Annotated in this window: 25 protein-coding genes; 22 read left to right on the top strand and 3 right to left on the bottom strand. The window is 68.0% G+C overall.

Annotated features, from left to right (window positions below; all coding sequences use genetic code 11):
* Positions 1-119 precede the first annotated feature (119 nt).
* The 14 genes from AUP43_RS08505 to AUP43_RS08570 all read left to right on the top strand — a co-directional run bounded on the left by AUP43_RS08505 (position 120) and on the right by AUP43_RS08570 (position 14,152).
* The gene (locus tag AUP43_RS08505; RefSeq protein WP_067555158.1) at positions 120-935 is read left to right on the top strand and encodes a FadR/GntR family transcriptional regulator; all 816 of its coding nucleotides are present in this window, start codon (positions 120-122) and stop codon (positions 933-935) included.
* Positions 850-1,737, top strand: a complete 888-nt coding sequence (locus tag AUP43_RS08510; protein ID WP_067555160.1) for an amidohydrolase family protein — start codon at positions 850-852, stop codon at positions 1,735-1,737. The genes AUP43_RS08505 and AUP43_RS08510 overlap by 86 nt, the downstream gene beginning before the upstream one ends.
* 52 nt (positions 1,738-1,789) lie before the next feature.
* Positions 1,790-2,797 carry a TRAP transporter substrate-binding protein gene (locus tag AUP43_RS08515; RefSeq protein WP_067555163.1) on the top strand — a complete coding sequence of 336 codons (1,008 nt, stop codon included), beginning with the start codon at positions 1,790-1,792 and terminating at the stop codon, positions 2,795-2,797.
* 62 nt (positions 2,798-2,859) lie between these two features.
* On the top strand, positions 2,860-3,393 hold the full coding sequence (locus tag AUP43_RS08520; RefSeq protein ID WP_157089283.1) for a TRAP transporter small permease: 534 nt from the start codon (positions 2,860-2,862) through the stop codon (positions 3,391-3,393).
* Positions 3,393-4,670 (top strand): TRAP transporter large permease, encoded by a 1,278-nt coding sequence (locus tag AUP43_RS08525; RefSeq protein ID WP_067555169.1) that lies wholly within the window; start codon positions 3,393-3,395, stop codon positions 4,668-4,670. The genes AUP43_RS08520 and AUP43_RS08525 overlap by 1 nt, the downstream gene beginning before the upstream one ends.
* A gap of 146 nt (positions 4,671-4,816) precedes the next feature.
* On the top strand, positions 4,817-7,126 hold the full coding sequence (mbhE, locus tag AUP43_RS08530) for a hydrogen gas-evolving membrane-bound hydrogenase subunit E (protein WP_067555171.1): 2,310 nt from the start codon (positions 4,817-4,819) through the stop codon (positions 7,124-7,126).
* Positions 7,123-7,518, top strand: a complete 396-nt coding sequence (locus AUP43_RS08535) for an MnhB domain-containing protein (RefSeq protein ID WP_198154855.1) — start codon at positions 7,123-7,125, stop codon at positions 7,516-7,518. Before mbhE ends, AUP43_RS08535 begins: the two co-directional genes overlap by 4 nt.
* Positions 7,519-7,520: 2 nt before the next feature.
* A complete protein-coding gene (locus AUP43_RS08540; protein ID WP_067555173.1) occupies positions 7,521-7,925 on the top strand; it encodes an NADH-quinone oxidoreductase subunit K in 405 nt (134 codons plus the stop codon).
* Positions 7,925-9,448, top strand: coding sequence for a Na+/H+ antiporter subunit D (locus AUP43_RS08545; RefSeq protein ID WP_067555176.1), 1,524 nt, complete (start codon positions 7,925-7,927; stop codon positions 9,446-9,448). Before AUP43_RS08540 ends, AUP43_RS08545 begins: the two co-directional genes overlap by 1 nt.
* Positions 9,445-9,771, top strand: a complete 327-nt coding sequence (locus tag AUP43_RS08550) for a Na+/H+ antiporter subunit E (RefSeq protein ID WP_067555179.1) — start codon at positions 9,445-9,447, stop codon at positions 9,769-9,771. The genes AUP43_RS08545 and AUP43_RS08550 overlap by 4 nt, the downstream gene beginning before the upstream one ends.
* Complete coding sequence (locus AUP43_RS08555) at positions 9,768-10,058, top strand: monovalent cation/H+ antiporter complex subunit F (RefSeq protein ID WP_067555182.1); 291 nt, start codon at positions 9,768-9,770, stop codon at positions 10,056-10,058. The genes AUP43_RS08550 and AUP43_RS08555 overlap by 4 nt, the downstream gene beginning before the upstream one ends.
* A complete protein-coding gene (locus tag AUP43_RS08560; protein WP_067555185.1) occupies positions 10,055-11,347 on the top strand; it encodes a monovalent cation/H(+) antiporter subunit G in 1,293 nt (430 codons plus the stop codon). The genes AUP43_RS08555 and AUP43_RS08560 overlap by 4 nt, the downstream gene beginning before the upstream one ends.
* Before the next feature lie 67 nt (positions 11,348-11,414).
* Positions 11,415-12,794 (top strand): ATP-binding protein, encoded by a 1,380-nt coding sequence (locus AUP43_RS08565; RefSeq protein WP_067555188.1) that lies wholly within the window; start codon positions 11,415-11,417, stop codon positions 12,792-12,794.
* The gene (locus tag AUP43_RS08570; RefSeq protein WP_067555191.1) at positions 12,791-14,152 is read left to right on the top strand and encodes a sigma-54-dependent transcriptional regulator; all 1,362 of its coding nucleotides are present in this window, start codon (positions 12,791-12,793) and stop codon (positions 14,150-14,152) included. Before AUP43_RS08565 ends, AUP43_RS08570 begins: the two co-directional genes overlap by 4 nt.
* A 9-nt stretch (positions 14,153-14,161) precedes the next feature.
* Here AUP43_RS08570 and AUP43_RS08575 read toward each other — a convergent pair whose 3' ends face one another.
* Positions 14,162-14,503, bottom strand: coding sequence for a response regulator (locus AUP43_RS08575; RefSeq protein ID WP_067555194.1), 342 nt, complete (start codon positions 14,501-14,503; stop codon positions 14,162-14,164).
* A 191-nt stretch (positions 14,504-14,694) separates the two neighbouring features.
* On the opposite strand from AUP43_RS08575, the gene AUP43_RS08580 reads away from it, so the two are divergent.
* Positions 14,695-15,867 carry an OpgC family protein gene (locus AUP43_RS08580; protein ID WP_067555197.1) on the top strand — a complete coding sequence of 391 codons (1,173 nt, stop codon included), beginning with the start codon at positions 14,695-14,697 and terminating at the stop codon, positions 15,865-15,867.
* Positions 15,868-15,877: 10 nt separating this feature from the next.
* Here AUP43_RS08580 and AUP43_RS08585 read toward each other — a convergent pair whose 3' ends face one another.
* Entirely contained in the window at positions 15,878-16,885 is a 1,008-nt protein-coding gene (locus tag AUP43_RS08585; RefSeq protein ID WP_067555200.1) for an ABC transporter substrate-binding protein, read from the bottom strand.
* Positions 16,886-17,045: 160 nt separating this feature from the next.
* On the opposite strand from AUP43_RS08585, the gene AUP43_RS08590 reads away from it, so the two are divergent.
* The 7 genes from AUP43_RS08590 (at position 17,046) to AUP43_RS08620 (ending at position 23,824) form a co-directional block, all read left to right on the top strand.
* Positions 17,046-17,735 (top strand): TetR family transcriptional regulator, encoded by a 690-nt coding sequence (locus AUP43_RS08590; RefSeq protein WP_084462662.1) that lies wholly within the window; start codon positions 17,046-17,048, stop codon positions 17,733-17,735.
* 93 nt (positions 17,736-17,828) lie between these two features.
* Positions 17,829-18,668, top strand: a complete 840-nt coding sequence (locus AUP43_RS08595) for an ABC transporter permease (RefSeq protein WP_084462663.1) — start codon at positions 17,829-17,831, stop codon at positions 18,666-18,668.
* Entirely contained in the window at positions 18,665-20,059 is a 1,395-nt protein-coding gene (locus tag AUP43_RS08600) for an amidase (protein ID WP_067555203.1), read from the top strand. The genes AUP43_RS08595 and AUP43_RS08600 overlap by 4 nt, the downstream gene beginning before the upstream one ends.
* Positions 20,060-20,089: 30 nt before the next feature.
* Positions 20,090-21,124: an NAD-dependent epimerase/dehydratase family protein gene (locus tag AUP43_RS08605; RefSeq protein WP_067555252.1), complete on the top strand. Its 1,035-nt coding sequence runs from the start codon at positions 20,090-20,092 to the stop codon at positions 21,122-21,124.
* Positions 21,111-21,956, top strand: coding sequence for a GNAT family N-acetyltransferase (locus tag AUP43_RS08610; protein ID WP_067555206.1), 846 nt, complete (start codon positions 21,111-21,113; stop codon positions 21,954-21,956). Before AUP43_RS08605 ends, AUP43_RS08610 begins: the two co-directional genes overlap by 14 nt.
* Before the next feature lie 9 nt (positions 21,957-21,965).
* Entirely contained in the window at positions 21,966-23,063 is a 1,098-nt protein-coding gene (locus AUP43_RS08615; protein WP_157089284.1) for a dihydrodipicolinate synthase family protein, read from the top strand.
* Positions 23,060-23,824 (top strand): ABC transporter ATP-binding protein, encoded by a 765-nt coding sequence (locus tag AUP43_RS08620; protein WP_067555209.1) that lies wholly within the window; start codon positions 23,060-23,062, stop codon positions 23,822-23,824. The genes AUP43_RS08615 and AUP43_RS08620 overlap by 4 nt, the downstream gene beginning before the upstream one ends.
* 17 nt (positions 23,825-23,841) lie before the next feature.
* On the opposite strand, the gene AUP43_RS08625 is transcribed toward AUP43_RS08620, so the two are convergent.
* On the bottom strand, positions 23,842-25,227 hold the full coding sequence (locus AUP43_RS08625) for a TRAP transporter large permease (RefSeq protein WP_067555212.1): 1,386 nt from the start codon (positions 25,225-25,227) through the stop codon (positions 23,842-23,844).
* Positions 25,228-25,232: the final 5 nt, after the last annotated feature.

Genomic DNA, 25,232 nt, shown 5'->3' on the forward strand with positions numbered 1-25,232 from the left:
GCGTCTCGAAGCATCGGGCGGCGCGCTCCGTTGATTCATGCCGCCTGTTAAGCGCCCAACCGCCCCGGCAAGCTGCGTCATGAATTGACTGCCGTCAGGTTATCAGACAACCTGACGAAATGAATCCCTTCAATGTTATCGCCAAGCCGGTTCGGCTGACGGATCAGATCGCGCGGGTGCTGGCGGAGCGCATCCTGCAGGGCGCGCTGCCGCCGGAATCGCGCCTGCCGGCGGAGAAGGAGCTGGCGGAATCCTTCGGGGTCAGCCGCTCGGTCATCCGCGAGGCCGTGTCGATGCTGAAATATGACGGGCTGGTCGAGACCCGCCAGGGCAGCGGCGTCTATGTCAGCGCCACGCCGACCGCGCGCTCCTTCCGGCTCGACCGGCCGGAGGCCGGCAGTGCGGCCGACCTGGCCGCCATCTTCGAGCTGCGCATCGTGGTCGAGGCCGCCGCCGCCGGGCTGGCGGCGGAGCGGCGCGGCAAGGCCCAGCTCGACGCCATGGCCGCCTATCTGGAGGTGATGGCCGCCGACGTATCGGGCGGGCGGGCCGGCATCGAGGCCGACGCCGATTTCCACACCGCCATCGCCGCCGCCTCGGGCAATGCCTATGTCGAGCGGTTCATCGAGTTCCTGGGCGGCGCGCTGCGCGAGGCGATCCGCACCGCGCGCAGCAACTCCGCGCAATATCCCGGCTTTCCCGACGTGGTGCAGGCCGAGCATCGCAGAGTGTTCGAAGCCATCGCCGCCGGCGACCCGGCCGCCGCCGAGGACGCCATGCGCCAGCATGTGCTGGCCGCCATGACCCGCCTGGGCCTGAAGAGCAAAAAGACCAAACCGGAGGAAGAAAATGACTGCCCCCCTCGACGAAGCGCCGGCGATTCCCGGCCCGGACCGGTCGCCACGGCGCCCCGCCCTGGCCCTGCCGCCGCTTAGCTGCGACACCCACGCCCACGTCTTCGGGCCGGCCAAGGCCTACCCCTACTCCACCCCGCGCAGCTACACCCCGCCGGATTCGCCGCTGGCGGAATATCTGGCGATGCACGACACGCTGGGCGTCCAGCGCGGCGTGCTGGTGCAGCCCAGCGTCTACGGCACCGACAATACGGCGATGATGGACGCGCTCAGCGCCCATCCCGACCGGCTGCGCGGCGTCGCCGTGGTCGATCTGGCTGTCAGCCAGAAGGAGCTGGAGGAGCTGCACGCGGGAGGCGTGCGCGGCCTGCGCATCAATGTGCTGTTCAAGGGCGGCGTGCCGATCTCCTCGGCGCGCGGGCTGGCGGATCGCATCGCGGCCTTGGGCTGGCACCTGCAATTCCTGATCGATGTCGGCAACCATCCCGAACTGGACAAGGAGATGGGCGACTTCCCCTGCCCGGTGGTGATCGACCATATGGGCCATTGCGCCGTCGCCAAGGCCCCGGCCGATCCCGGCTTCAACGCCCTGCTGCGGCTGCTGGATGGCGGCAATTGCTGGGTGAAGCTGTCCGGCCCCTACCGCATTACCGGCCGCAAGGCGGTGCCGTTCGACGATGTGACGGCGATCGCCCGCACGCTGGCCGAGCGCCGGCCCGACCGCATGGTCTGGGGCACCGACTGGCCGCACCCCTCGATCCACACCGACATGCCGAATGACGGCGACCTGGTCGACATGCTGGCCGACTGGGTGCCCGATGCCGAGACCCGGCGGCGAATCCTGGTCGACAACCCCGCGCAGCTCTACGATTTTCCGCGATAAGGCCCGCGAAGGGGTCGCCGTATCCACAACAGAAACCCAAGGGAACACCACCATGACGACACGACGCACAAGCCTGAAGCTCCTGTCCCTCAGCGCCGCCCTGCTGGCCGTTGCGGGCATCGCCGCCAGCCCGGCCTTCGCCCAGAAGACCGTGATCAAGCTGGGCTGGACCACCAGCGACGGCGCGCAGGACCCCTATGCCGTCGGCGCCCGCGCCTTCAAGGAAGAGGTCGAGAAGCGCGCCGGCGACCGGATCGAGGTTCAGTTCTACCCGAACCGCCAGCTCGGCGACGAGAAGGACATGCTGGAAGGCATGCGCTTCGGCACCATCGACGCCGGCATCATCACCAACGCCGTCGTCGCCAATGTCGAGCCGTCCTTCCAGCTGAACGACCTGCCCTTCCTCTACAGCAACGAGGCCCAGGCCCAGAAGCTGCTGGATGGCGAGATCGGCGAGGCGCTGTCGAAGAAGCTGGCTGCCAAGGGCGTCTACGTGCTGGGCTTCATGGAAGGCGGCTTCCGCCACATGATCAACAACCGCAAGCCGGTGGTGAATCCGGATGATGTCAGCGGCGTGAAGTATCGCGTGATGCAGAATCCGGTCTTCATCGACATGTTCTCCTCGCTGGGCGGCAGCGCCGTGCCGATGGCCTGGGGCGAGACCTTCACCGCCGTGCAGCAGGGCACCATCGACGGGCTGGAAATCCCGGTCGCGGTGATCAGCGCCAACAAGTACAACGAGGTCACCAAGTATCTGTCGCTGACCAACCACACCTATTCGGCCATTGAACTGCTGATGTCGAAGCGCAGCTTCGACAAGCTGCCGGCCGATCTGCAGGGTGCGGTGCGCGAGGCCGCCAAGGCGGCGACCGCCAGCCAGCGCGTGACCGCGGCGGCCAATGTGCAGACCCTGCTGACCGACCTGGAAAAGAAGGGCATGCAGGTCAACAAGATCAGCGACCCGGCCGCCTTCCGCACCAGCGTGAAGCCGGTCTATGACAAGTTCCGCTCCTCCATCGGCGCGGACCTGACCGACGCGGCGCTGAAGGCCGTGCAGTAACCCATCGATAGCGGCGCAGGCGCTGATGCCTGCGCCGTTTCTCTTTTTCGCGGAGATACGGCATGTCCGATACCCCATCGGCGTCGCCTGCAAGGGGGCCGTTGCGCTGGCTGGACCGGCTGAGCGGCCTGATCGGCCTGGCATCGGGCTATGTCGCGGTCGCCATGACGCTGGTCATGCTGGCCGTGCTGACGTTGCAGATCGTCGCCCGCTACTTCTTCGGCGTGGCGCTGAGCTGGAGCGAGGAGCTGTCGCTGCTGCTGTTCACCTGGGTGGTGCTGCTGGTCGGCAGCCTGGGCGTGCGCGAGGGCTTCCATGTGCGCCTCACCCTGCTGCTCGACGCGCTGCCGCCGGGAGCCGGCCTTTGGCTGAACCGGCTGCTCGACGCGGCGATCCTGGTGTTCGGTGTGTATCTGGCGCTGGCCGGCTATGATTACGTCGAGGCGACGATGGGCCAGACCTCCGCCGCCATCGCCTATCCCATCGAGGCGCTGCACATGGCCGCCCCGGTCTGCGGCGGGCTGATCGCGCTGCATGCGCTGTCGCGCATCCTGGTGCCGCTGCCGCCCCGCGCCGCCGTACCGGAGGTCGAATAATGTCCGCCGCCGCCTGGATCTTGAGCGCCGGCTTCGCCGGGCTGCTCGTCATCGGCATGCCCTTCGCCTTCGCGCTGGGGCTGACCACGCTGGCCGCGCTGATCGTCTCGGACATCGACATGATCGCGCTGGCGCAGAAGATGATCAGCGGCTCGCAATCCTTCAGCCTGCTGGCGATTCCCTTCTTCGTGCTGGCCGGCGACCTGATGACCGCCGGCGGCCTGTCGCGCCGGCTGGTCGCCTTCGCCAATACCCTGGTGCGCCATGTCACCGGCGGGCTGGGCATGGTGGCGGTGATCGCCGCCGTGTTCTTCGCCGCGATTTCCGGCTCCGCGCCCGCGACCACCGCCGCCATCGGCGCGATCATGATCCCGGAGATGGAGCGCCGCGGCTATGACCGCGCCTTCGCCACCGCGCTGGCCATCGCCGCCGGCATCATCGGGCCGCTGATTCCGCCCTCCATCCCGTTCGTGATCTGGGGCGTGATCGCCGAGCAATCCATCGCCCGGCTGTTCCTGGCCGGCGTGATCCCCGGCTTCCTGCTGGCCGTCGGACTGATGGCGCTGTGCTGGCTCTATGCCCGCCGCCACAGGATCGAGCGCGAAAGCCGCGCCGGCGGCCGGGAAATACTGGCCGCCGCCTGGGACGGCAAATGGGCGCTGGGCGCGCCGGTGCTGATCCTGGGCGGCATCTATGGCGGTGTGTTCACGCCGACCGAGGCGGCCGTGGTCGGCGCGGCCTATGCGCTGATCGTCGGCCTGCTGGTGCACCGCGAATTCACCGTGCGGGAGCTGCCGCGCATCACCCTCCAGGCGCTGCGCACCACCGCCATCGTCATGTTCATCATCACGGCGGCGGCCGGCTTCGGCTGGCTGGTGGCGTTCGAGCAATTGCCGCCGAAGATTGCCAACCTGCTGACCGGCCTGTCGGACGCGAACTGGGTGGTGCTGATGGTGATCAACGCGCTGCTGCTGGTCATCGGCGCGGTGATGGACAATGTGGCCGCCATGGTCATCCTGGGCGGCGTGCTGGTGAATGCCGGCAATCAGATGGGCCTCGACCCGATCCATCTGGGGGCCATCGTCACCACCAACCTGACCATCGGCATGGCGACGCCGCCCTTCGGCTATGCGCTGTTCGTGGGCGCGGCGGTCAGCGGCCTCAGCGTCGGGCGCATTTCCAAGGCGCTGTGGCCGATGCTGGTGGTGATGGGGCTGGTGCTGCTGGCCGTCACCTATATTCCCTTCGTCAGCCTGGCCTTCCAGGGCCTGCTGTAGCGATGAACGGGTGAACAGTCCCTGTTCGCGAACGCGAACAGGGACTGTGAACACGGGCTTGACCGTGGCGCATAAGCCATTGAAAAAAATAAAAAGATGATCCTGGCACGATCCTTGTGACAGAGGTGGCCCATGAGAGGCCGCCCATGACACATCTGCTTGCCCTGCCCCTGTTGATGGGGATTGTCGCCAGCCTTGCCGGCACCCGCCTGCCACCGCGGCACGCGCCCTTGCTGGGGGCGGCCGTGGCCGCCGCCTGCTTCGCCGCCTATGGCTTCCTCGGCCTTGGAATGGCCGATGGGGTGGCCGTGGAAGCGGCCTTCTGGAGCGTGCCGGCCCTGGGCATCGGCGGCGGGTTGCGGCTGGACGGGCTGGGGCTGGTCTTCGCCCTGCTGATCTCCGGCATCGGCTTCTTCATCTTCCTCTACGCCCACCGCTATCTGGAGGGCGACAAGCGGTTGACCCGCCTGTCGGTTATGCTGACGCTGTTCATGACCGCGATGCTGGGCGCGGTGACCGCCGACGATGTGATCGTGCTGTTCATCTTCTGGGAGATGACCAGCCTGACCTCCTTCTTCCTGGTCGGCTACGACCATGAGAAGCCGGGCGCGCGCCAGGCGGCGTTGCAGGCCCTGCTGGTCACCGCCGGCGGCGGGCTGGTGCTGCTGGCCGGGTTGCTGATGCTGACCGTTGCGACCGGCACCAGCAGCCTGTCGGCCATCATCGCAATGCGCGACATCGTATTGACCGATCCGACGGCGACGGCCGCCATGCTGCTGATCATCGTCGGCTGCTTCACCAAATCGGCGCAGATACCCTTCCATTTCTGGCTGCCGAACGCGATGGCCGCGCCCACGCCGGTCAGCGCCTACCTGCATTCCGCCACCATGGTGAAGCTGGGCATCTATCTGCTGGCGCGGATGAACCCGCTCTATCAGGACGAGGCGCTGTGGCAGTCGATCCTCACCTGGTTCGGCCTGGGCACGGCGGCGCTGGGCGCGCTGCTGGCGCTGCGCGAGACCGACCTGAAGCGCATCCTGGCCTATACCACGCTGACCGCGCTGGGCACGCTGACGCTGCTGATCGGCGCGGCCCCCACCCTCACCCTGACGGCGGCGATGGCCTTCCTGGTCGCCCATGCGCTCTACAAGGCGGCGATGTTCATGATCGCCGGCATTGTGGATCACGAGACCGGCACGCGCGACGCCCGCGCGCTCGGCGGTCTGCGCAAGGCGATGCCGGCGACGGCCATCGCCACCGTGCTGGCCGCCCTGTCGATGGCCGGCCTGCCGCCCTTCATCGGCTTCCTGGGCAAGGAGCTGATCTATGAATCGCTGCTGGAGGCCGGCCCCGCCGCCCTGCTGCTGATCGCCGGCATGCTGTTCGTGAACGGCGTGAATGTCGCGGTCGCCGGGCTGATGGCCATCCGCCTGTTCTTCGGCGGCCAGCGGCCGACGCCGGCCAGGCCGCACGATCCGCCCGCCGGCATGCTGGCCGGCCCCTGGACGCTGGCCGCGCTGGGCCTTGCCGGCGGCCTGCTGTCGGGCGCCGTGGGGCTGTGGATCGTCGGCCCCAGCGCCGGGGCGATCCTGGGCGCGCCGGTAACGGCCGACCTCTATCTCTGGCATGGCTTCAACCTGGTGCTGGGCCTCAGCGGCCTGACCCTGGCGACCGGCGGGGCGCTCTATCTGGGCTGGCCGCGGATTCAGCCCTGGCTGGCCGGCATCGCCGCCATCGACCGGTTTGGGGCGAATGCCGGGTACGAGAAGGGCCTGGCCGGGATAATCCGCCTGTCTGAGGTCAGCACCGCGCTGATCCAGCATGGCGACCTGCGCGGCTATCTGCGCACGCTGTTCCTGGTCACCGCCGCCGGGCTGCTGCTGACGCTGCTGCTGCGCGACGGCTTCGCCCTGCCTGGCTTCGACAGCGGCACCGTGGATATCCGCGCCCTGGCCTTCCTGGGCATTGCCGGCGGGGCGCTGGCGACGGTGTTCGCGCGCACCCTGTTCGGCGCGGTCGTATGCTCCGGCCTGGTCGGCTTCGCCACGGCGCTGGCCTTCCTGTTCTTCGGCGCGCCGGACGTCGCCTTCACCCAGTTCGCTGTGGAGACGCTGCTGGTCGCCATCCTGGCCTTCGCGCTGGTGAAGATGCCGATCCGCCGGGCCGACGACCGCACCGCCCGCGACCGGGTGAAGGATGGCGGTATCGCCATCGCCAGCGGCGTCGCGGTGACCGCGCTGCTGCTGGCCGTGCTGGCCACGCCGTTCGATAGCCGCCTGTCGGACTGGTTCGGCAATGCCAGCCTGACCGACGCCTTCGGCCGCAATGTGGTGAACGTCATCCTGGTCGATTTCCGCGCCCTCGACACGCTGGGCGAGATCACCGTGCTGGCCATCGCCGCCTTCGCCGTGCTCGCCCTGCTGCGCCCGATGCTTCAGGAGACCCGCAAATCATGATGCCCTCGCTGATCCTGCGCACCATGGCGCCGCTGGTGTTCGCGCTGTCGCTGCCGGTGTCCTTCTTCATCCTGATCCAGGGCCACAACAATCCCGGCGGCGGCTTCGTCGGCGGGCTGGTGGCGGCCGCTGGGGTGATCTTCTACGCACTGGGCCGGGGCCGCGACGCGGCAACGGATCTGCTGCGCGTGCCGCCCGCCACGCTGTGCGGCGTCGGCATCCTGCTGGCGGTCGCCAGCGGCGTGCCGGGCCTGCTGGGCGCGGGGTTCCTGACCCATGATTGGTGGGCCCCGGCCTATGGCCTGGGCACCGCGCTGATCTTCGATACCGGCGTCTACCTCACCGTGGTCGGCACCGCCTCGGCCATCTTCCTCGCGCTGATCAGGAGCTGATCGTGGAGAGCCTGTTCGCCATCGCCATCGGCATTCTCACGGCCGCCGCCGTCTATATGTTCCTGGCCCGCGACCTGCCGCGCGTGCTGATCGGCTTCATCATGCTGGGCACGGCGGTGAATATGCTAATCCTGGCCGCCGGCCGCATCGGCAGCATCGTGCCCGCACTGGTGGCGGGGAATGAGAGCGCGCTGACCGCCGCCGCCGCCAACCCGCTGCCGCAGGCGCTGATCCTGACCGCCATCGTCATCGGCTTCGGCCTGGCCGCCTTCGCCCTGATGCTGATCGTGAAGAGCCAGCGCATCCTGGGCACCGTGATGCCGGAGGAGATGCAGGAGGCCGAGGGCGATGTCGCCCCGCAGGCCCTGCCCGCGCCGGCGCCGGCCCGCCGGAAGGATGCCGCGTGATGCAGATTCTGCTGGTCGCACCGCTTCTGATTCCGCTCTGCACCGCCGCGCTGACCGCGATCCTGTGGAGCCGCCCGGATTTGCAGCGCCCCCTCGGCCTGGCCGGGGCCTGGCTGCTGCTGGGCAGCGCCGTGGCGCTGCTGTCCGCCGCCTGGGAGCATGGCCCGCTGGTCGGCCAGATGGGCGGCTGGGCGGCCCCCTACGGCATCACGCTGGTCATTGACCTGTTCTCCGCCATCATGCTGGTGATCACCGGGCTGATGGCCGTGGCCGTGGCGATCTACGCCATGGGGCCGGGCGCGGTGGAACGCGACAAGGCCGGCTTCCAGCCGCTGTTCCACAGCCTGATCCTGGGCGTGGCCGGCGCGTTCTCCACCGGCGACATCTTCAACCTGTATGTCTGGTTCGAGGTGATGCTGATCGCCTCCTTCGGCCTGCTGGTGCTGGACCGCACCCGCGAGCAGATCGATGGCGGGCTGCGCTATGTGGCGTTGAACCTGGTCGGCACGCTGTTCTTCCTGATGGCGGTCGGCCTGCTCTACGGCCTGACCGGCACGCTGAACCTGGCGGACATCGCCCGCGTCGCGCCCGACATCGAGAATCAGGGCGCGCTGGCGGCCGTCGGCGTGCTGCTGCTGATCGCCTTCGGGGCCAAGGCGGCGGTGTTCCCGATCTTCAACTGGCTGCCGGCGGCCTATCACACCGCCTCCATGCCGGTGGCCGCCATCTTCGCGGCCTTGCTCACCAAGGTCGGCGTCTACGCGATCATCCGGGTGTTCACCCTGATCTTCGCGCACGACGCCGCCTTCTTCGGGCCCATCGTCGGCGTGATCGCCATGGCGACCATGGTGACCGGCGTGCTGGGAGCCGCCTCGCACTACGATGTCCGGCGCATCCTGTCGTTCCACATCATCAGCCAGATCGGCTACATGCTGGTCGGCGTGGCGCTGATGACGCCGCTGGCGATCGCCGGCAGCGTGCTCTACGTCGTCCACCACATCATCGTGAAGGCCAACCTGTTTCTGATCGCCGGTGCGATGCGCCAGGAGGGTGGCTCCTTCGCGCTGCGCCGCCTCGGCGGGCTGTGGGCGGCGAAGCCGATCCTGGGGCTGCTGTTCCTGGTGCCGGCGCTGTCGCTGGCCGGGCTGCCGCCGCTCTCGGGCTTCTGGGGCAAGTTCGCGGTGATTCGCGCCGGCCTGGAGGCGGAAGCCTATGTGCTGGCCGGCGTGGCGCTCGCCGTCGGACTGCTGACGCTCTATTCGATGATCAAAATCTGGAATGAAGCATTCTGGAAAATGAAACCGGAAGCGGCGAAATCCATTCCCTGGACCCGCCGCGAGCGCGTCGCGACCTACGCACCGATCCTCGCGCTGGCCGCGCTGACACTGACCATCGGCCTGTGGACCGAACCCTTCGCCGCCCTGTCGCTGGCCGCCGCCGAGGAGCTGCTGGACCGTCAGGGCTACATCCAGGCCGTGCTCGGCTCCGTCCAGACCGCCGGCCTGCCGGGAGGTGCGGAATGACCCGCCTGTTTGCCTGGACCCGGCTGCTGCTGATCTTCCTGCGCGAGCTGGCGCTGGCCACCTGGGACACCATCAAGGCCGTGCTCGGGGCGACGCACAAGCTGAGCCCGGCGATCCTGGCCGTGCCGCTCGACCTGCGCTCCGACGCCGCGATTACGCTGTTCGCCAACATGGTCACGCTGACCCCCGGCACCACCAGCCTGGAGGTCAGCGAGGACAAGCGCACGCTTTATGTCCACTGCCTGGACGCGCCCGACCCGGAAGCCGCGATCCGCGGCATGAAATCCTCGCTGGAGCGCGCCGTAATGGAGGCCCTGCCATGAACCTGATCCTGATCGCCTCTGCGATATCCGGCGCGCTGGTCGGCGTCAGCCTGCTGGCCGTGACCTGGCGGTTGCTGGCCGGCCCCAGCGCCGCCGACCGGGTGGTCGCCATCGACCTTTTGAGCCTGCTGGGCGTGTGCATCGCCTCGTTGACGGCCGTGATGACCGGCGTCGTCGCCTATCTCTACATCGCCTTCGGGCTGGCCATATTCGGCTTCCTGGCCGCCGTGGCCTTCGCCACGCTGCTGGAGCGCGCCAGCGTAGACCCCGAGAAGGAGCCGGTATGATGAGCCTGTGGGTGGAATTCCTGGCCGCGGCCTTGATCCTGTCCGGCGGGGTCGTCATGTCGATCGCCGCACTGGGCGTCGCCCGGCTGCCGGATGTGTTCATGCGCATGCATGCCGCCACCAAGGCCGGCGTCGTGGGTTCCGGCCTCTTGATGCTGGGGGCCGGCGTGGCGCTGCAATCCACCATCGGGCTGTTGATCGCCCTTGCCGGCGTGGCGCTGCTGGTCGCGACCACGCCGATTGCCTCGCACGCCCTGGGCCGCGCCGCCTATGTCGCCGGCATGCCGATGAGCGAGGCGCTGGTGAGCGATGCGCTGGCCGGCGTGCATGACCGCAGACAATTCGATTTAACCCCGCCGCCGCCCCGCCCGAAACGGGCCGAGCCGCCGCGTAAAAAGGAGGAAAGCGCTATGGCTTCCGCTCTTATCCAGCGGCAGATGCTGCCGCACGCGATCACCAACCAGACGGCGTTGCGCCATATGGTCTGCTGGCTGGCCGGCGGACCGTCGCACCGCGAGGCCGTCCAGCTCGCCCTCGATCTGGCCCAGGCCTCCGGCGCGCAGCTCACCGGCCTGTCGGCGCTGGATCCGAAGGAATCGGCCTATCAGGGGCCGCTGCCCATCGGCGGCGCCTATTGGGCCAAATGGCTGGCCGAATCGCGCCGCACCAAGATGCGCGAAACCGCCGCCGCCGCCCTGGCCGAGTTCCAGTCGATGGCCGCCGGCAGCAGCGTGCAGATCGGCACCCGCCACGAGGAAGGCGAGCTGGAATCGACCATCATCGCCACCGCCGGCGCGGACATGCTGGTGGTGCCGGCCGGCGTCGACCGTTTCGGCATGAAGGTCGGCTATGCCGACGAGATCGCGCTGACCCTGTCGGAGGCGCGCCTCAGCCCGGTGCTGCGCGTGCGGCGGCGGCCGGAAACCGTGCACCGCATCGCCCTGATCATCGCCGGCACGCCGAATTGCGGACGGCTGGCGCATGGCTTGCTGCATACCGGCCTGTGGCCCGATTCGGCCGTGGTGGTGATTCCGGTCGGCGCCTACCGCCCGGCGATCCAGGCGTTGGCGGAAGAGCAGGTGAAGCAGCTTGCCGCCCACGGCCGCAAGGCCAGCCTGGGCGACCCGATCGATCTGGATATCGAGAGCGGCCCGCTGCGCAGCCGGCTGGCCAGCTTCGATGCCGCGGTGATGGGCGCGCTGACCCATCGCGTCGGCTGGTTCGGCGCGGTGCGCCAGGATGTGCATGAGATGGTCTGCGACACCGTGCCCATGACCCTCTTGCCTTGAGCCGCCGATAAACCGATTGTCGCTCCCAGCGTCACTGGCCGGGAGCGACATGCAAGGATTCGAAAAAATGATCTCCTGGTTGGCGCCGGAATTTCGCCTTCCGGTCATTGCCGGCCTGATTGTCTTCGTCGCCGCCGTGGCCACCACGCAGATCGCGCTGTGGATCGGCAACCGGGTCGGCGACCGGCAGATGGAGAGCGTCGGCCAGGTCTATCTGGACGGGCTGGTCGCCAATGTCGGCGGGCTGCTGACGGAGGGCGACCTGGAGGAGGTCGAGCGCCGCTTCGCCCGCGCCTTCGTCGAGCAGTTGGGCATCCGCGAGAAGGTGCTGCTGGTGCTGGACGACAAGGGCGACATCCTGCTGCGGGTCGGCGATCTGTCCTATCTCAGCGACATGGCGCTGGCGGTGCCGGCCGGCGGCACACGGGTCGACGAGGCGGCGGGCATCGCCTGGGTGGCGCGCAGCGCCAGCAATGTTCCCGGCATCCGCCTGGTCGCCGCGCTGGACGTGTCCCAGACGCTGGATGCGCGCCGGCGGCTGCGGTTGGGCGTGGTGCTGATCGATCTGCTGATCGCGGCCCTGTGTGGCGTCGCCGCCTATGTCGCGCTGCACCGGCTGGCGCGGCCGATCAACCGGCTGATGCTCCACCTCTCCAGCGCCGAGGGGCAACCGGAGACGATTCCCGACGCCGCCATCGCCCAGGCCGACCCGCGCTCCGCAGCACTGCTGGTCGCCTATAACCGCATGGCCGAGAGCGTGCGCGAACGCGAGGCGCTGGCCGCCCAGCTTGCCGAACGCGAGCAGGCCGCCGCGCTGGGCCGGCTGACCGCCACCATCGCGCATGAGGTGCGCAACCCGCTGGGCGGCATGGCGACCAGCGTTTCCACCCTGAAACGCTTCGGCGAGGATGCGACCGTGCGGCGGGAGGCCATCGGCCTGCTGGAGCGCGGCATCGAGACCATCGACAGCATCGTCACCAGCACGCTGAACCTGTTTCGCCCGGAAGAGGAGCGCCGCCTGTCGCGCGAGGATTTCGAGGATTTGCGGCATCTGGTGCGGCCGGCCGCGGTGAAAGGCGGCGTCACGCTCGACTGGCGGATCGACCTGCCGGGCGAAGTGTCGCTGGGCGCGGTCGCGGTGCGCCAGGTGCTGCTGAATCTGCTGCTGAACGCCTGCGCCGCCACACCGCCGAACGGCACGGTCACGCTGGAAGCGCGGATTGACGGAACCAGCCTGATCTGTACGGTGAGCGACGAGGGCAGCGGGCTGGAGCCCGACAACTCCCAGCATCTCAGCGGCTTGACCAGCGGCCCCGCCTCCAAGCGCCTGGGGCTGGATGTCATTGTCGGCCTGCTGGGCAGCCTGGATGGCAGCGCCTCGGTAAAGAGCGACAGCGAGACCGGCACCACCATCCGCGTGATGATCCCCCTGGAGAGCGCCGCATGAGTGCCGAAGCCGCGATCCTGGTCATCGAGGACGACCCGATCCTGGGGCCCGCCCTGGTGCAGCGGCTGCGCCTGGAGGGCTTCGCGCCCCGGCTGGCGGCCGATGGCGCCACCGCGCTGAAGGTGCTGGCGCAGCATCCGCCATCGGCCATCGTCAGCGATATCCGGCTGCCCGACATCAGCGGCGAGGCGGTGTTCACCCATACGCTGGACATGATCGGCCTGGTGCCGACCTTCTTCATCACCGCCTTCGGGGATATCTCGCAGGCGATCCGCCTGGTGAAAGCCGGGGCGAAGGATTATCTGGTGAAGCCGGTCGATGTCGACGCGCTGGTCGCGCAGTTAAGGGAAAGCTGCGCCGACGCCGGCGCGGTCGAAGGCAACAGCCTGGGGCAGGCGCCCGCCATGCGCGCGGCGGAGGATGTCTTGCGCCGCGTCGCCCCGCTCGACCTGCCCGTGCTGCTGCTGGGCGAGACCGGATCGGGCAAGGAAGTCGCCGCGCGCTTTCTGCATCGCGCCTCCGCCCGGCCGGACAGCGCTTTCGTCGCGGTGAATTGCGCCGCCATCCCGCACGAGTTGGTGGAGAGCACGCTGTTCGGCCATGAGCGCGGCGCGTTCACCGGCGCGGTCGCCCGGCGCGACGGGTTGCTGGAGCAGGCCGGCGACGGCATCCTGTTCCTGGACGAGATTGGCGAACTGCCGCTGGAATTGCAGCCGAAGCTGCTGCGCGTCATCCAGGAGGGACGCTATCTGCCGGTCGGCGCGACGACGGAAAAGCGCTTTACCGGCCGCCTGGTCTGCGCCACCCACAGCGACCTCAAGGCGGCCATCCGCGAGGGCGGGTTCCGCGAGGATCTGTATTACCGCATCAATGTGGTCGAGGTGACGATGCCGCCGTTGCGCGCGCGGGCGGAAGATATCGCCCCGCTGGCGGAGATGTTCCTGCGCCAGGCGGTCGCGCGGTTCCGCACCCCGCCGCGCCTGCTGTCGGCGGCGGCGCTGGCCGCGCTGCGGTCCTATGACTGGCCCGGCAATGTGCGCGAGTTGCGCAACCGCATTGAGCGGGCCGCCGCCCTGTGCGACGGCGAGGCCATCGGCGTCGCCGACATCTTCCCCGAGGATGGCCTGTCGCCCGAGCGGCCATCGCCCGAGCGGGCATCACCCGGCCGCCAAGCGCCGCCCGCCGCCGAAGCCGGCCTGGACGAATCGGTCGACCTCGCCGTGCGCGCCCGCATTGAGGCCGCCCTGCGCGAGGCCGGCGGCAACAAGTCCGAAGCCGCGCGCATCCTCAAAGTATCCCGCACGACCCTGTGGAAGAAGATTCGCCAGCTCGATATCGACACCGGCCCCGCGCGGTAAACCGCCGCGTCAGGCAAGGATTTCCTGCACTGTCGCCAGCAGCGTGGCGGCCGGCGCCGGCTTCGAGACAAAGGCGTGACATCGCAGATGCGGAGGCAAATCGCGGGCGGCATAGCCGGTCACGAAGACGAACGGAATTTTGCGCGCCGCCAGGCTGTCGGCCAGGCTGTAGCTGGTGCCCCCGATCAAGCCGACATCCAGGATGGCGAGATCGACCCGCTCCTCGGCCAGCACCTGCGCCGCCTCCGCGACGGAAGCGACCGGTCCCAGGACATCGTAACCAGCGCCGCGCAGCGCGGTGGCGTGGTCCTCGGCGACGAGCCATTCGTCTTCGACGATGAGTAGTCGCATCAGGGGCTCCTGTCGGGTTGAAGGGAAACGAAATCTCAGCCCAACCCGCCAGACCCGAAAATTGTTTCGTTCATCGACGCCGCTTTCCACGCCCTGGGCCGAACCTTGCGCCTTTACGGGCCGCTTGGCTTCCCACGCGGACGCTATACAATCGATCGTGACAGATGCGTGTCGGTTTAGGGGAGCCGTGAATGACGTCCGCCGGATCGGAGCGCGCGACCCAGCCCGCTTCCCAACGCGACTACCGGCTGGACTTCTTCCGTGGCGTCGCCCTGCTGTTCATCTTCCTGAACCATATTCCGGGCAACGATTTCTCCTGGATCACCAACAAGCATTTCGGCATCAGCGACGCGACCGAGATTTTCGTCTTCGTCTCCGGATATTCGGCGGCCATCGCCTACAGCCGGCGAATGGCCAGCGACGGTTTCCGCGCCGGCGCGATGCGGATGATCCGGCGGGCGGGAACGATCTACCTCGCCCATATCGCCACCTTCCTCATCCTGGCGGTCCTGACGCTGTGGGTGTCGCGCAAATACCAGGACATCGATTCGCTGGTGAACACCAATCTGCTGACCCTGCTGGTCGATCCGCCGATGGCGCTGATCGAGGCGCTGCTGCTCGGCTATCGCCCGATGAACATGGACGTGCTGCCGATGTATGTGCTGCTGATGCTGTGCTTCCCCTGGGGGCTCTGGGGGCTGATGCATTACCCGCGCACGACCATCGCCCTCTCCGGCGCGATCTGGCTGGCGGCCGGGCAGTTCGGGATCAACCTGATGCGCTACCCGACGGGCGACTGGTATTTCAACCCGCTGGCCTGGCAGTTCCTGTTCATGCTGGGAGCGTTCATGCGGCTCTATCCGCAGGACATGCCACGGCCGGAAAAATTCGACCGGGCGCTGCAACCGCTGGCGATTCTCTATCTGCTGTTCGGGCTCTATCTCGCCTCGACTTTCTACTGGCCGGGCCTGCTGCCGGCCTTGCCGCCGGTGCTGCACGATCTGATCCACCCGATCGACAAGACCGACCTCGACGTGCTGCGCGTGCTGCATTTCCTGGCCGCCGCCTATCTGGCCAGCCGCTGGATCGAGCCGGCCGCCGGCTGGCTGACCTCGCGCTGGGCACGGCCGATCACGGTGACCGGCCAGCAGAGCCTGCCGATTTTCTGCTTCGGCATCCTGCTGGCCTTCAGCGGGCGCTGGATCCTGCGCACCTACGATGCGTCGCTGACCACGCAATTCGTCATCAGCGTCGGCGGCATCGCCTTCATGATGATCGCCGCCGACATGCTGAGCCACTATGCCGCCTATCGCCGCGCCCGGCCCAAGCCCGCCGGCCTGGGCAAGGCGCTGGCGACGTCGTAGCCGTCGGGCGTTATTGCGCCGTCATTTTCACGTCGGTGCTGAGAAAATCGTTCGTGTAGGCGCTCGTCGGATCGAACGGCTTGTCGATGCTGAAATAGGTCTTGATCAGATCGTACGTGGCGGCCATGCGCCCCTTGTCGAAGCCGCCCAGCGCCGTGCCGGTGGTGTAGGGATCGGCCATCAGCTCCTTCACCCGGCCCCACTGGTCCATCATCGCCCGCTCTTCCAGACCGCTCGCCCGCTTCAGCAGCGCGGCGACGCAAGGCTTGTGATCGGCCACGCAATCCGCATAGGCCCGCTGCGTGACCTGCACGAAGTTGCGCACCGCTTGCGGGTTCTTCATCAGATAGTCGCGGTTGACGACGATGGAGTTTCCATACGGGTTGATGCCGACCTCGCTCCACCGGATGAACCCCAGATCGTCGCCCAGCTCGCGGATTTTCAGGTCATGGCCGTTATAGAAGTCGGAGATAATGTCGATACGGCCGGCCACCAGGGTCGGCATCTTGGCCTGCGGGGCGATATTGACGAAGCTGACCGCCCCGTCCGCCAGGCCGACCGCCTGCGCGAAGGCCGGCCACATGACGCGCGCGGCGTCGGCCGGCGGGTTGCCCAGCGTATGCCCGGCGAAATCCTTCGGGCCGTTGATGCCGGAGGATTTCTTCCAGTACAGCACGAAGGGGGAATTGGCGTAGATCGCCATCACCGCCACCAGATCGGCGCCCTTGGAATTGGCGACGAAGGCGGTTCCCATCTCGGCGATGCCCATCGGGCTGGCCCCGGCACCGACCGCCTGGGCGGACATGGCCGAGCCCTTGCCGCTCTCCACCGTCAGCTCGATGCCGGCCTTGTCGTAGCGCCCTTCCTCCAGGGCAAGAAAGATCGGCGCGTGGTCCGCGCCCGGCGTCCAATTCAGGACGAGGTTGATCTTATCCTTGGCGAAAGCCGGCCCGAAAGCCGTTCCGGACAACAGGATCGCCAGCCCGGCCGCCAGCATGGACCTTCCGTAACGTCGCATATGCCTCTCCTTGTTCAGTGGCGCGCCTTGGCCTCGAAGGCGTCGCGCCCGGCTTTGCATCCGCGAGATGAGTCGACACGGGCCGCCCACCTGGATTATTGAGAAGGCTAGCTTTGGCGCCGGATAGCGTCAATCGGTCAGTCAACTATTTGGTTGAAAAATGGCGGAAGCCGATCTCCCTGCCCCGGCCCAGAACCCGAAAGCCGGCACCGTGCGAGCCGCCGGCAAGAAGGAAAGCCGCAAGAACCCGGGCACCAGCCGCGAGCTGCTGCTGGCCGCCGCCCGGCGGGAATTCGCCCGGCGCGGGTTCGAAGGCGCGCGGGTCGACGAAATCGCCAAGCGGGCGGGCGTGAACAAGCAGCTTGTCTATCACCATTTCGGCAATAAGGAAGCGCTCTACAGGCTGGTGCTGGAGAGTGTCTATACCGAGATTCGCGAGCAGGAAAAGCGGCTCGACCTCAGCAATCTCGATCCGGAGCAGGCCCTGCGCCGGCTGATCGAATTCTCCTTCGACTACCTCGCCGCCAACCGCGATTTCGTGGCGCTGCTGACCGACGAGAACCTGCATAAGGGCCGCCGCCTGAAGCAGGTCGCCAATCTGCAGCCGCTGCATTCGCCGCTCATAGAGATACTCGGCCAGACGCTGGCGCGCGGCACGCAAGGCGGGCTGTTCCGCCCCGGCCTCGACCCGATGCAGGTCTATATCTCCATCGCCGGGCTGGGTTTCTTCTACTTCAACAACATCCATACGCTGTCGGCGATATTCGGGCGCAAATTCGAGGATAAGACGGAAATCGCCGCGCGCCGCGCGCATGTCGTCGATCTGATGCTGCACGCCCTGCGGCCATAGCGCCCCCGCCTTCCGCTCGGCCCTTGACAGGTCGTTCGGCGCGTCCCTAACATCAACCAACTGGTTGATTGATTCCGGGCGCGGGAGGGGCGGATGACGGACACCGCAACGATAGCGGACGACACCAAGGCGGGACGCCCAGGCGGGCCATCCGCGGCCGAACGTATCGACACGATCCGCCGCTATGCGGTGATCACCGCCGTTCATCTGGCGGTTCTGGCCCTGTGGTACGCGGTGACGGCCGCCGGGGTGCTGAAGCCCTTCATCCTGCCCTCGCCCGGCGCCACGCTGGAGACGCTGTTTCAGGCGCGCTATCGCTGGGTCGACAACATCACCGTCACCGTAATCGAGATTTTCGTCGGCTATTGGTTCGCGGTGGTGTTCGCGGTGTTCCTCGCCTTGCTGTTTTCCTGGTTCCGCACCCTGCACACGGCGCTTTTTCCGCTGTTCGTCACCTTCAGCATGATCCCGAAGGTGGCGTTGGGGCCGCTGTTCGTCGTCTGGTTCGGCTATGGCGTCGCCACCAACATCTTCTTCGCCTTCATCATCTCCTTCTTCCCGATCCTGATCACCACGGCGCGCGGCCTGCGCGAGGTGGAGCCGGATTTGCTGGATCTGGTGCGGGCGCTGAAGGGCACGCGCTGGCAGATCTTCGTCAAGATCCAGTTCCCCGGCGCCCTGCCCTACATCTTTTCGGCGATGAAGGTGGGCGCGATCTTGGCGGTCGCCGGGGCCATCGTCGGCGAGTTCATCGCCTCGTCCAGCGGCCTCGGCTATCTGATGATCCAGGTGCAGACCACGCTGGATACGGCGGCGATGTTCATGGCCGTCATTCTGCTGACCCTGCTGGGCATCTCGCTGTTCGGGCTGGTGCTGCTGCTAGAACGCATCTTCGTGGTGAAGGATGCGCGGTTGGAAACGAGGTCTGCATGAGCGAGCTTCCCTGGAAAAGCGCCACCGACCTGCTGGCCGCCTATCGCGCCCGCACGCTGTCGCCGGTTGAGGCGACGCAGGCCGTGCTGGACCGCGCCGAGCGGTTGAACCCGGTTCTGAACGCCTTCTGCCTGATCGACCCGGAAACGGCCCTGACCGCCGCCCGCGAGTCCGAGGCGCGGTGGGCGAAGGGCGCGCCGTTGGGGCTGGTCGATGGCGTGCCGGTATCGGTGAAGGACATTATCGTCACCAAGGGCTGGCCGACGCTGCGCGGCTCCCGCACCGTCGATCCGAACCAGCCCTGGACCGAAGACGGGCCGGCCGTCGCCCGGCTGCGCGAGCATGGGGCGGTGCTGTTCGGCAAGACGACAACGCCGGAATTCGCCGCCAAGGCGGTGACCCGCAGCCCGCTCACCGGCACGACGCTGAATCCGTGGGATACCCGATGCACGCCCGGCGGCAGCAGCGGGGGCGCGGGCGCGGCGGTGGCGGCCGGCATCGGCCCGATGGCGCTGGCGACCGATGCCGGCGGCTCGATCCGCCTGCCGGCCAGCTTCTCCGGCGTATTCGGGCACAAGCCGAGCGGCGGCCGGGTGCCGATGTATCCGCCCACGCCCTATGGCTCGCTGGCCGGTTTCGGCCCGATGACCCGCACGGTGACCGACGCGGCGCTGATGATGAGCGTGATCGCCGCCTTCGATGCCCGCGAATGGAACGTGCTGCCGCCCGACGGCACCCAGTATCACCAGCAGCTCGACGCCGACCCGAAGGCCTGGCGCATCGCCTGGAGCCCGAGGCTGTGCGGCGCCGTGGTCGATCCCCAGGTGGCGGCATTGACGGAACAGGCAGCCCAGGCCTTCGCCGGGATGGGGGCCACGGTCGAGACGGTGGAGCATCTGTTCGACGATCCGCTGCCCACCCTGACCAAATTCCAGAAAGGCCTGACCGCCTTCGCCTTCCGCGCCATGCCGGAGGAGAAGCTGGCGCTGATGGACCCCGAGCTGGTGGAGACGATCCGCGCCAGCCGCGACGCCAGCCTGATGGACCATCTGGAAGCGGAGATGGAGCGCGCCGCCCTGGGACGCGCCATGATCGCCTTCCACCAGACATACGATTTGCTGCTGACGCCGACCGTCGGCGTGCCGCCTTTCTCGGCCGAGCTGAACCGGCCGGAAGGGACCGTCGGCAAGAGCTGGTATCCCTTCACCTACCCCTTCAACCTGACGCGCCAGCCGGCCGCCAGCGTGCCCTGCGGCTTTACCGCCGAGGGCTTGCCGGTCGGCTTGCAGATCGTCGGGCCGCCGCACCGCGATCTGCTGGTGCTGCAGGCCGCGCGCGCCTTCGAGCGGGCGCGGCCCTGGCATGATCGCCGGCCGCCGCTCGACGCCTAGAATCGCAGAACGAGGAGAATTCCCGTGAACATGCAGTCGCCGCCGGCCTTGCCGGCCCGCATTGCCGATATCGACCAGCTCGAAGAGGTGCTGTCGCGCCCGGACGAGGCGCTTGAGCGTGATCTCGCCGCCGCCGATGGCGACATATTGGTGCTGGGCGTCGCCGGCAAGATGGGGCCGACGCTGGCCCGCATGGCCAAGCGCGCCGCCCCCGGCCGCCGGGTGATCGGCGTCGCCCGCTTCAGCGAGCCGGAGATGCAGGAAAAGCTGGAAGGCTGGGGCGTCGAGACGATCCGCGCCGACCTGCTGGACCCGCAGGCGCTGGCCGCGCTGCCGCGCGCCAGGAACGTGATCTTCATGGCCGGGCGCAAATTCGGCTCCAGCGGCGAGCAGCCGCTGACCTGGGCGATGAACACCTTCCTGCCGGGCCTGGTCGCGGAAAGCTTCAGGGAATCGCGGATCGTCGCGTTTTCAACCGGTTGCGTCTATCCCTTCGTCTCCATCGACCAGATGGGATCGAGCGAGGATACCCCGCTGGACCCGCCGGGCGAATACGCCAATTCCTGCGTCGGGCGGGAGCGGCTGTTCCAGCATTTCAGCGCGCAATACGGCACGCCGGGGCGGCTGTTCCGGCTGAATTACGCCATCGATCTGCGCTATGGCGTGCTGTTCGATATCGCCAGCAAGGTGCGCGACGGCACGCCGGTCGATCTCTCCACCGGCCATGTGAACGTGATCTGGCAGGGCGACGCCAGCCGCTATGCGCTGCGCTGCCTGGCGCACGCCACCGCGCCGACATCGCCGATCAATATCAGCGGGCCGGAGACGCTGTCGGTGAAATGGCTGGCGGAGGCTTTCGGCCAGCGCCTGGGCCGGCAGCCGGCCTTCAGCGGCCAGCCGGCGCCGACCGCCTGGCTGACCAACACGGCCGAGGCGATGCGGCTGTTCGGCTATCCCTCCGTCTCGCTGGCGACCATGCTGGATTGGGTGGCCGACTGGGTCGGTCGCGACATGCCCAGCCTGAACAAGCCCACCAAGTTCGAGAGCCGGGATGGCAAATACTGACGCGCCCGACATCGTTCCGCTAGGTGAGGCGGCGATCCCGGACGGGCTGGCGCTGGTCGCCGAAGCCGGCTGGAACCAGGTCGCCGACGATTGGCGGGTGATGATCCGCAACGGCCGCACCGTCGGCTGCCGGGACGATTCCGGGCGCTTCGTCGCTTCCGGCCTGGCCCTGCCTTATGGCGAGCGGACCGGCTGGGTCAGCATGGTACTGGTGAATGGCGCCTGGCGGCGGCGCGGCATCGCCACCCGCATCGTCGAGCATTGCGCTGGCTGGCTGGAGGCGCGCGGCATTACCCCGGTCCTCGACGCCACGCCCGCCGGGGCCGCGGTGTACCGGCCGATGGGATTCGAGACGATTGCCGCCCTGACCCGCTGGCATCGCGCGTCCGGCCCGGCCGGCGGGGCCGAGGGCGTGCGGCCGGCCAGGGCCGAGGATCTGCCCTACATCGCCATGACGGACGCCCGGGTGTTCGGCGCCGAGCGGCGTTTCCTGCTGGAGGATCTGCTGTCGCGGCCGGGCGCCGTGGCAATGGTGGCGAGGGAGCCGAATTGCGGCTTCGCCCTGTCGCGCAAGGGCCGGGTGGCGACGCAGATCGGCCCGATCCTGGCGCAGGACGATGCCACCGCCCTCGCGCTGCTGGAAGGCATGCTGGGCGTCATCGAGGGGCCGGTGCTGATCGACGCGTTCGACCGGCAGGATATGCTGGTCTGGCATCTCGACCGGGTGGGCTTCACGCGGCAGCGGCCGTTCGAGCGCATGGCGCGCGGACCGCACAAGGATTTCGGCATGGCCGGGCGCTGCTTCGCGGCCGCCGGCCCGGAACTGGGATAGGAGAGCATCATGGGGCTGCATTGGAGCGACATACCGGTCGATGCCTTGAGCGTGCTGCGCAAGGGCGTGGCCATTCCGGCGCATCCGCTGGCGCTGCGCGCCGACCGTTCCTTCGATATCGAACGGCAGCGGGCGCTGACCCGCTATTACATCGATGCCGGGGCCGGCGGCCTGGCGGTCGGCGTGCATACCACGCAATTCGCCATCCGGGATGTCGGCCTGTACGAGCCGGTGCTGGAGGCCGCGCTGGAAACCGCGTCCGCCTGGACCGACCGGCCGCTGATCCGCATCGCCGGCCTTGTCGGCCGCACCGACCAGGCGGTGCGCGAGGCGGGGGTCGCGCGCGGCATCGGCTACCATGCCGGGCTGCTCAGCCTGGCCGCCATGAAGGGCGCGTCGGAGGACGAGTTGATCGCGCATTGCACGAGGGTCGCCGCCGAAATACCGGTGGTGGGATTCTATTTGCAGCCCTCGGTCGGCGGCATTCGCCTGTCGTTCGATTTCTGGCGCCGCTTCTCCGCCATCGACAATGTGGTGGCGATCAAGATGGCCCCGTTCAATCGCTACGCCACCCTGGATGTGGTGCGCGGCGTGATCGCCGCCGGGGCGGCGGACCGCGTCACCCTCTATACCGGCAATGACGACCATATCGTCGCCGATCTGGTCACGCCCTATCGGCTGCCGCGCGGCGACGCGCCGGTGACGCTGCGCATCAAGGGCGGGCTACTCGGCCATTGGTCGGTCTGGCTGAAAGCCGCCGTGGCGCTGCTGGAGCGCTGTCAAGTGGAAGCCGCCAAGCCGTCCGTCTCGGCCGATCTGCTGGCGCTGGACTCCCAGGTGACCGACTGCAACGCCGCCCTGTTCGACGTGGCGCATAATTTCCACGGCTGCATCGCCGGCTGCCACGAGATACTGCGCCGCCAGGGGTTGCTGGAGGGCATCTGGTGCCTGGACCCGCAGGAGGGGTTGAGCCCCGGCCAGGCGGCGGAGCTGACGCGCGTGCAGCGCGCCTACCCGCATCTGACCGACGATGGCTTCGTCGCCGCCAATCTCGACCGCTGGCTGTCCGGCGACCACCGCACCGCGCTGAAGGATATCGCGGCATGAGCGGCGGGCGGCTGATCCATCTGGAAGGGGTGCGCAAGGTCTACCACACCCGCGACCGCGACATCCTCGCCGTCTCCGACGTGACGATGGACGTGAATGACGGCGATTTCATCTCGCTGGTCGGCCCGTCCGGCTGCGGCAAGACGACGGTACTGAAAATCCTGGCCGATCTGCATCCGGCCGATGAGGGCGTCATCGAGATCGGCAGCCCGGAAGCGCCGTTCGACCATAGCCGCGACATCGGCATGGTGTTCCAGCAGGCGCTGCTGCTGAAATGGCGGCGGATCATCGATAATGTGCTGCTGCCCGCCGAAATCCTCGGCCTGCCGACGAAGCAGAGCCGGGAACGCGCCCGCGACCTGCTCGCCATGGTGGGCTTGAAAGGGTTCGAGGATCGCTACCCCTACGAGCTGTCCGGCGGCATGCAGCAGCGCGCGGCCATCGCCCGCTCCCTGGTGCACGACCCGAAGCTGGTGCTGATGGACGAGCCGTTCGGCGCGCTCGATGCGCTGACCCGCGAGAAGATGAACCTGGAATTGCTGCGGATCTGGCAGGAATCGAAGAAGACCGTCATCTTCGTCACCCACTCGATCCAGGAGGCGGTGTTCCTGGGCTCGCACTGCGCGGTGCTGACCGCCGGGCCGGCGCGCATGGCGGATTACTTCCCCATCGACCTGCCCTACCCGCGCACGCTGGACATGAAGACGCAGGAGGATTTCGGCGTCTATTCCCGGCGCATCTACAAGCTGCTGAATCTGTAACCCGCAAGACCGGCCGTTCAGCGGAACAGCAGTTCCGGCAGCCAGGTCGCCAGGCCGGGGAAGAACCAGACCAGCACCAGGGCGGCTATCTGGATGCCGACGAAGGGCACCGCCCCCTTCCAGATTTCCATCGTCTCCACCGAAGGCGGGGCGAAGCCGCGCAGATAGAACAGGGTGAAGCCGAAGGGCGGGGTCAGGAAGCTGGTCTGCAAATTCAGCCCGACCATGACGCCCAGCCAGATCGGATCGACGCCCAGCACGATCAGCGGCCCGCCGCAGATCGGCAGCATGATCAGGATGATCTCGAAGGTGTCGAGGAAGAAGCCCAGCACGAACATAACCGCCATGACGATCAGCACCGCGCCGACCACGCCGCCGGGCATGTTGGTCAGCGCCTCCTCCACCATGTGCTCGCCGCCCAGCCCGCGGAAGGTGAGCGAGAACAGCGAGGCGGCCAGCACGATGGCGAAGATCATCGCGGTCGTCACCGCCGTGCCCTTGCCGGCGTCGCGGATCAGCCCCCAGGACAGGCGGCCGTTGGCCCAGGTCAGCAGCAGCGCGCCGAACACGCCGATGGAGGCGGATTCGGTGGGCGTGGCGATGCCGGCCAGGATCGAGCCCAGCACGGCGACGATCAGCAGCAGCGGCGGGATGACCGCCTTCGCCACCGCCACCGGCAGGCCCCGGCGCTCGGCGTCCGTGACCTCGATGGGCGGGCAGCTCCGCGGCTGGAAGACAGCCTTCACCGCCATGAACAGCATGAACAGCACGACCAGCAGCAGGCCGGGCAGCAAGGCGCCGGCGAACAGATCGCCGGCCGACAGCGTGGTCGGCGCGAAATTGCCCAGGCGCATCTGCGCCGCCTGGTTCACGCCGGACAATATGTCGGCGGTGAAGATCAGGATGGTCGAGGGCGGGATGATCTGCGCCAGCGTCGAGGATGCCGCGATGACGCCGGTCGCCAGGCGCGGCTGATAGCCGACCCGCAGCATCGCCGGCAGCGCGATCAGCGCCATGGTCGCCACCGTGGCCCCGACCACACCGGTCGCCGCCGCCAGCATCGCGCCCACCACAATGACCGAAAAGCCCAGCCCGCCGGACCGCGCGCCGAACAGCTTGCCCATCGTGGTCAGCAGATCCTCGGCCACGCCGGAGCGTTGCAGCACATTGCCCATCAGCACGAACAGCGGCACCGCGACCAGCACCTCGTTGCTCATCACGCCGAAATAGCGCAGCGGCAGGTTGATCAGCGTGCTGTAGTCGAACACCCCCAGCATATGGCCGAGAAAGGCGAAGACCAGCGACAGCCCGGCCAGCGAAAAGGCGACCGGCAGGCCGGTCATCAAAATCAGGATCGTCGAGAGAAAGAAGACGATGGAGACGATGTCGCCCGTGGTCAGCATCGGGT

This window comes from Oceanibaculum pacificum (assembly GCF_001618175.1).
GTDB lineage: Bacteria > Pseudomonadota > Alphaproteobacteria > Oceanibaculales > Oceanibaculaceae > Oceanibaculum > Oceanibaculum pacificum.

Excerpts from the sequence above, each read along its gene's own strand:
- AUP43_RS08505 (WP_067555158.1), top strand. The coding sequence starts at position 120 with ATGAATCCCTTCAATGTTATCGCCAAGCCGGTTCGGCTGACGGATCAG.
- AUP43_RS08510 (WP_067555160.1), top strand. The coding sequence starts at position 850 with ATGACTGCCCCCCTCGACGAAGCGCCGGCGATTCCCGGCCCGGACCGG.
- AUP43_RS08515 (WP_067555163.1), top strand. The coding sequence starts at position 1,790 with ATGACGACACGACGCACAAGCCTGAAGCTCCTGTCCCTCAGCGCCGCC.
- AUP43_RS08520 (WP_157089283.1), top strand. The coding sequence starts at position 2,860 with ATGTCCGATACCCCATCGGCGTCGCCTGCAAGGGGGCCGTTGCGCTGG.
- AUP43_RS08525 (WP_067555169.1), top strand. The coding sequence starts at position 3,393 with ATGTCCGCCGCCGCCTGGATCTTGAGCGCCGGCTTCGCCGGGCTGCTC.
- mbhE (WP_067555171.1), top strand. The coding sequence starts at position 4,817 with ATGACACATCTGCTTGCCCTGCCCCTGTTGATGGGGATTGTCGCCAGC.
- AUP43_RS08535 (WP_198154855.1), top strand. The coding sequence starts at position 7,123 with ATGATGCCCTCGCTGATCCTGCGCACCATGGCGCCGCTGGTGTTCGCG.
- AUP43_RS08545 (WP_067555176.1), top strand. The coding sequence starts at position 7,925 with ATGCAGATTCTGCTGGTCGCACCGCTTCTGATTCCGCTCTGCACCGCC.
- AUP43_RS08550 (WP_067555179.1), top strand. The coding sequence starts at position 9,445 with ATGACCCGCCTGTTTGCCTGGACCCGGCTGCTGCTGATCTTCCTGCGC.
- AUP43_RS08555 (WP_067555182.1), top strand. The coding sequence starts at position 9,768 with ATGAACCTGATCCTGATCGCCTCTGCGATATCCGGCGCGCTGGTCGGC.
- AUP43_RS08560 (WP_067555185.1), top strand. The coding sequence starts at position 10,055 with ATGATGAGCCTGTGGGTGGAATTCCTGGCCGCGGCCTTGATCCTGTCC.
- AUP43_RS08565 (WP_067555188.1), top strand. The coding sequence starts at position 11,415 with ATGATCTCCTGGTTGGCGCCGGAATTTCGCCTTCCGGTCATTGCCGGC.
- AUP43_RS08570 (WP_067555191.1), top strand. The coding sequence starts at position 12,791 with ATGAGTGCCGAAGCCGCGATCCTGGTCATCGAGGACGACCCGATCCTG.
- AUP43_RS08575 (WP_067555194.1), bottom strand. The coding sequence starts at position 14,503 with ATGCGACTACTCATCGTCGAAGACGAATGGCTCGTCGCCGAGGACCAC.
- AUP43_RS08580 (WP_067555197.1), top strand. The coding sequence starts at position 14,695 with ATGACGTCCGCCGGATCGGAGCGCGCGACCCAGCCCGCTTCCCAACGC.
- AUP43_RS08585 (WP_067555200.1), bottom strand. The coding sequence starts at position 16,885 with ATGCGACGTTACGGAAGGTCCATGCTGGCGGCCGGGCTGGCGATCCTG.
- AUP43_RS08590 (WP_084462662.1), top strand. The coding sequence starts at position 17,046 with ATGGCGGAAGCCGATCTCCCTGCCCCGGCCCAGAACCCGAAAGCCGGC.
- AUP43_RS08595 (WP_084462663.1), top strand. The coding sequence starts at position 17,829 with ATGACGGACACCGCAACGATAGCGGACGACACCAAGGCGGGACGCCCA.
- AUP43_RS08600 (WP_067555203.1), top strand. The coding sequence starts at position 18,665 with ATGAGCGAGCTTCCCTGGAAAAGCGCCACCGACCTGCTGGCCGCCTAT.
- AUP43_RS08605 (WP_067555252.1), top strand. The coding sequence starts at position 20,090 with ATGCAGTCGCCGCCGGCCTTGCCGGCCCGCATTGCCGATATCGACCAG.
- AUP43_RS08610 (WP_067555206.1), top strand. The coding sequence starts at position 21,111 with ATGGCAAATACTGACGCGCCCGACATCGTTCCGCTAGGTGAGGCGGCG.
- AUP43_RS08615 (WP_157089284.1), top strand. The coding sequence starts at position 21,966 with ATGGGGCTGCATTGGAGCGACATACCGGTCGATGCCTTGAGCGTGCTG.
- AUP43_RS08620 (WP_067555209.1), top strand. The coding sequence starts at position 23,060 with ATGAGCGGCGGGCGGCTGATCCATCTGGAAGGGGTGCGCAAGGTCTAC.
- AUP43_RS08625 (WP_067555212.1), bottom strand. The coding sequence starts at position 25,227 with ATGCTGACCACGGGCGACATCGTCTCCATCGTCTTCTTTCTCTCGACG.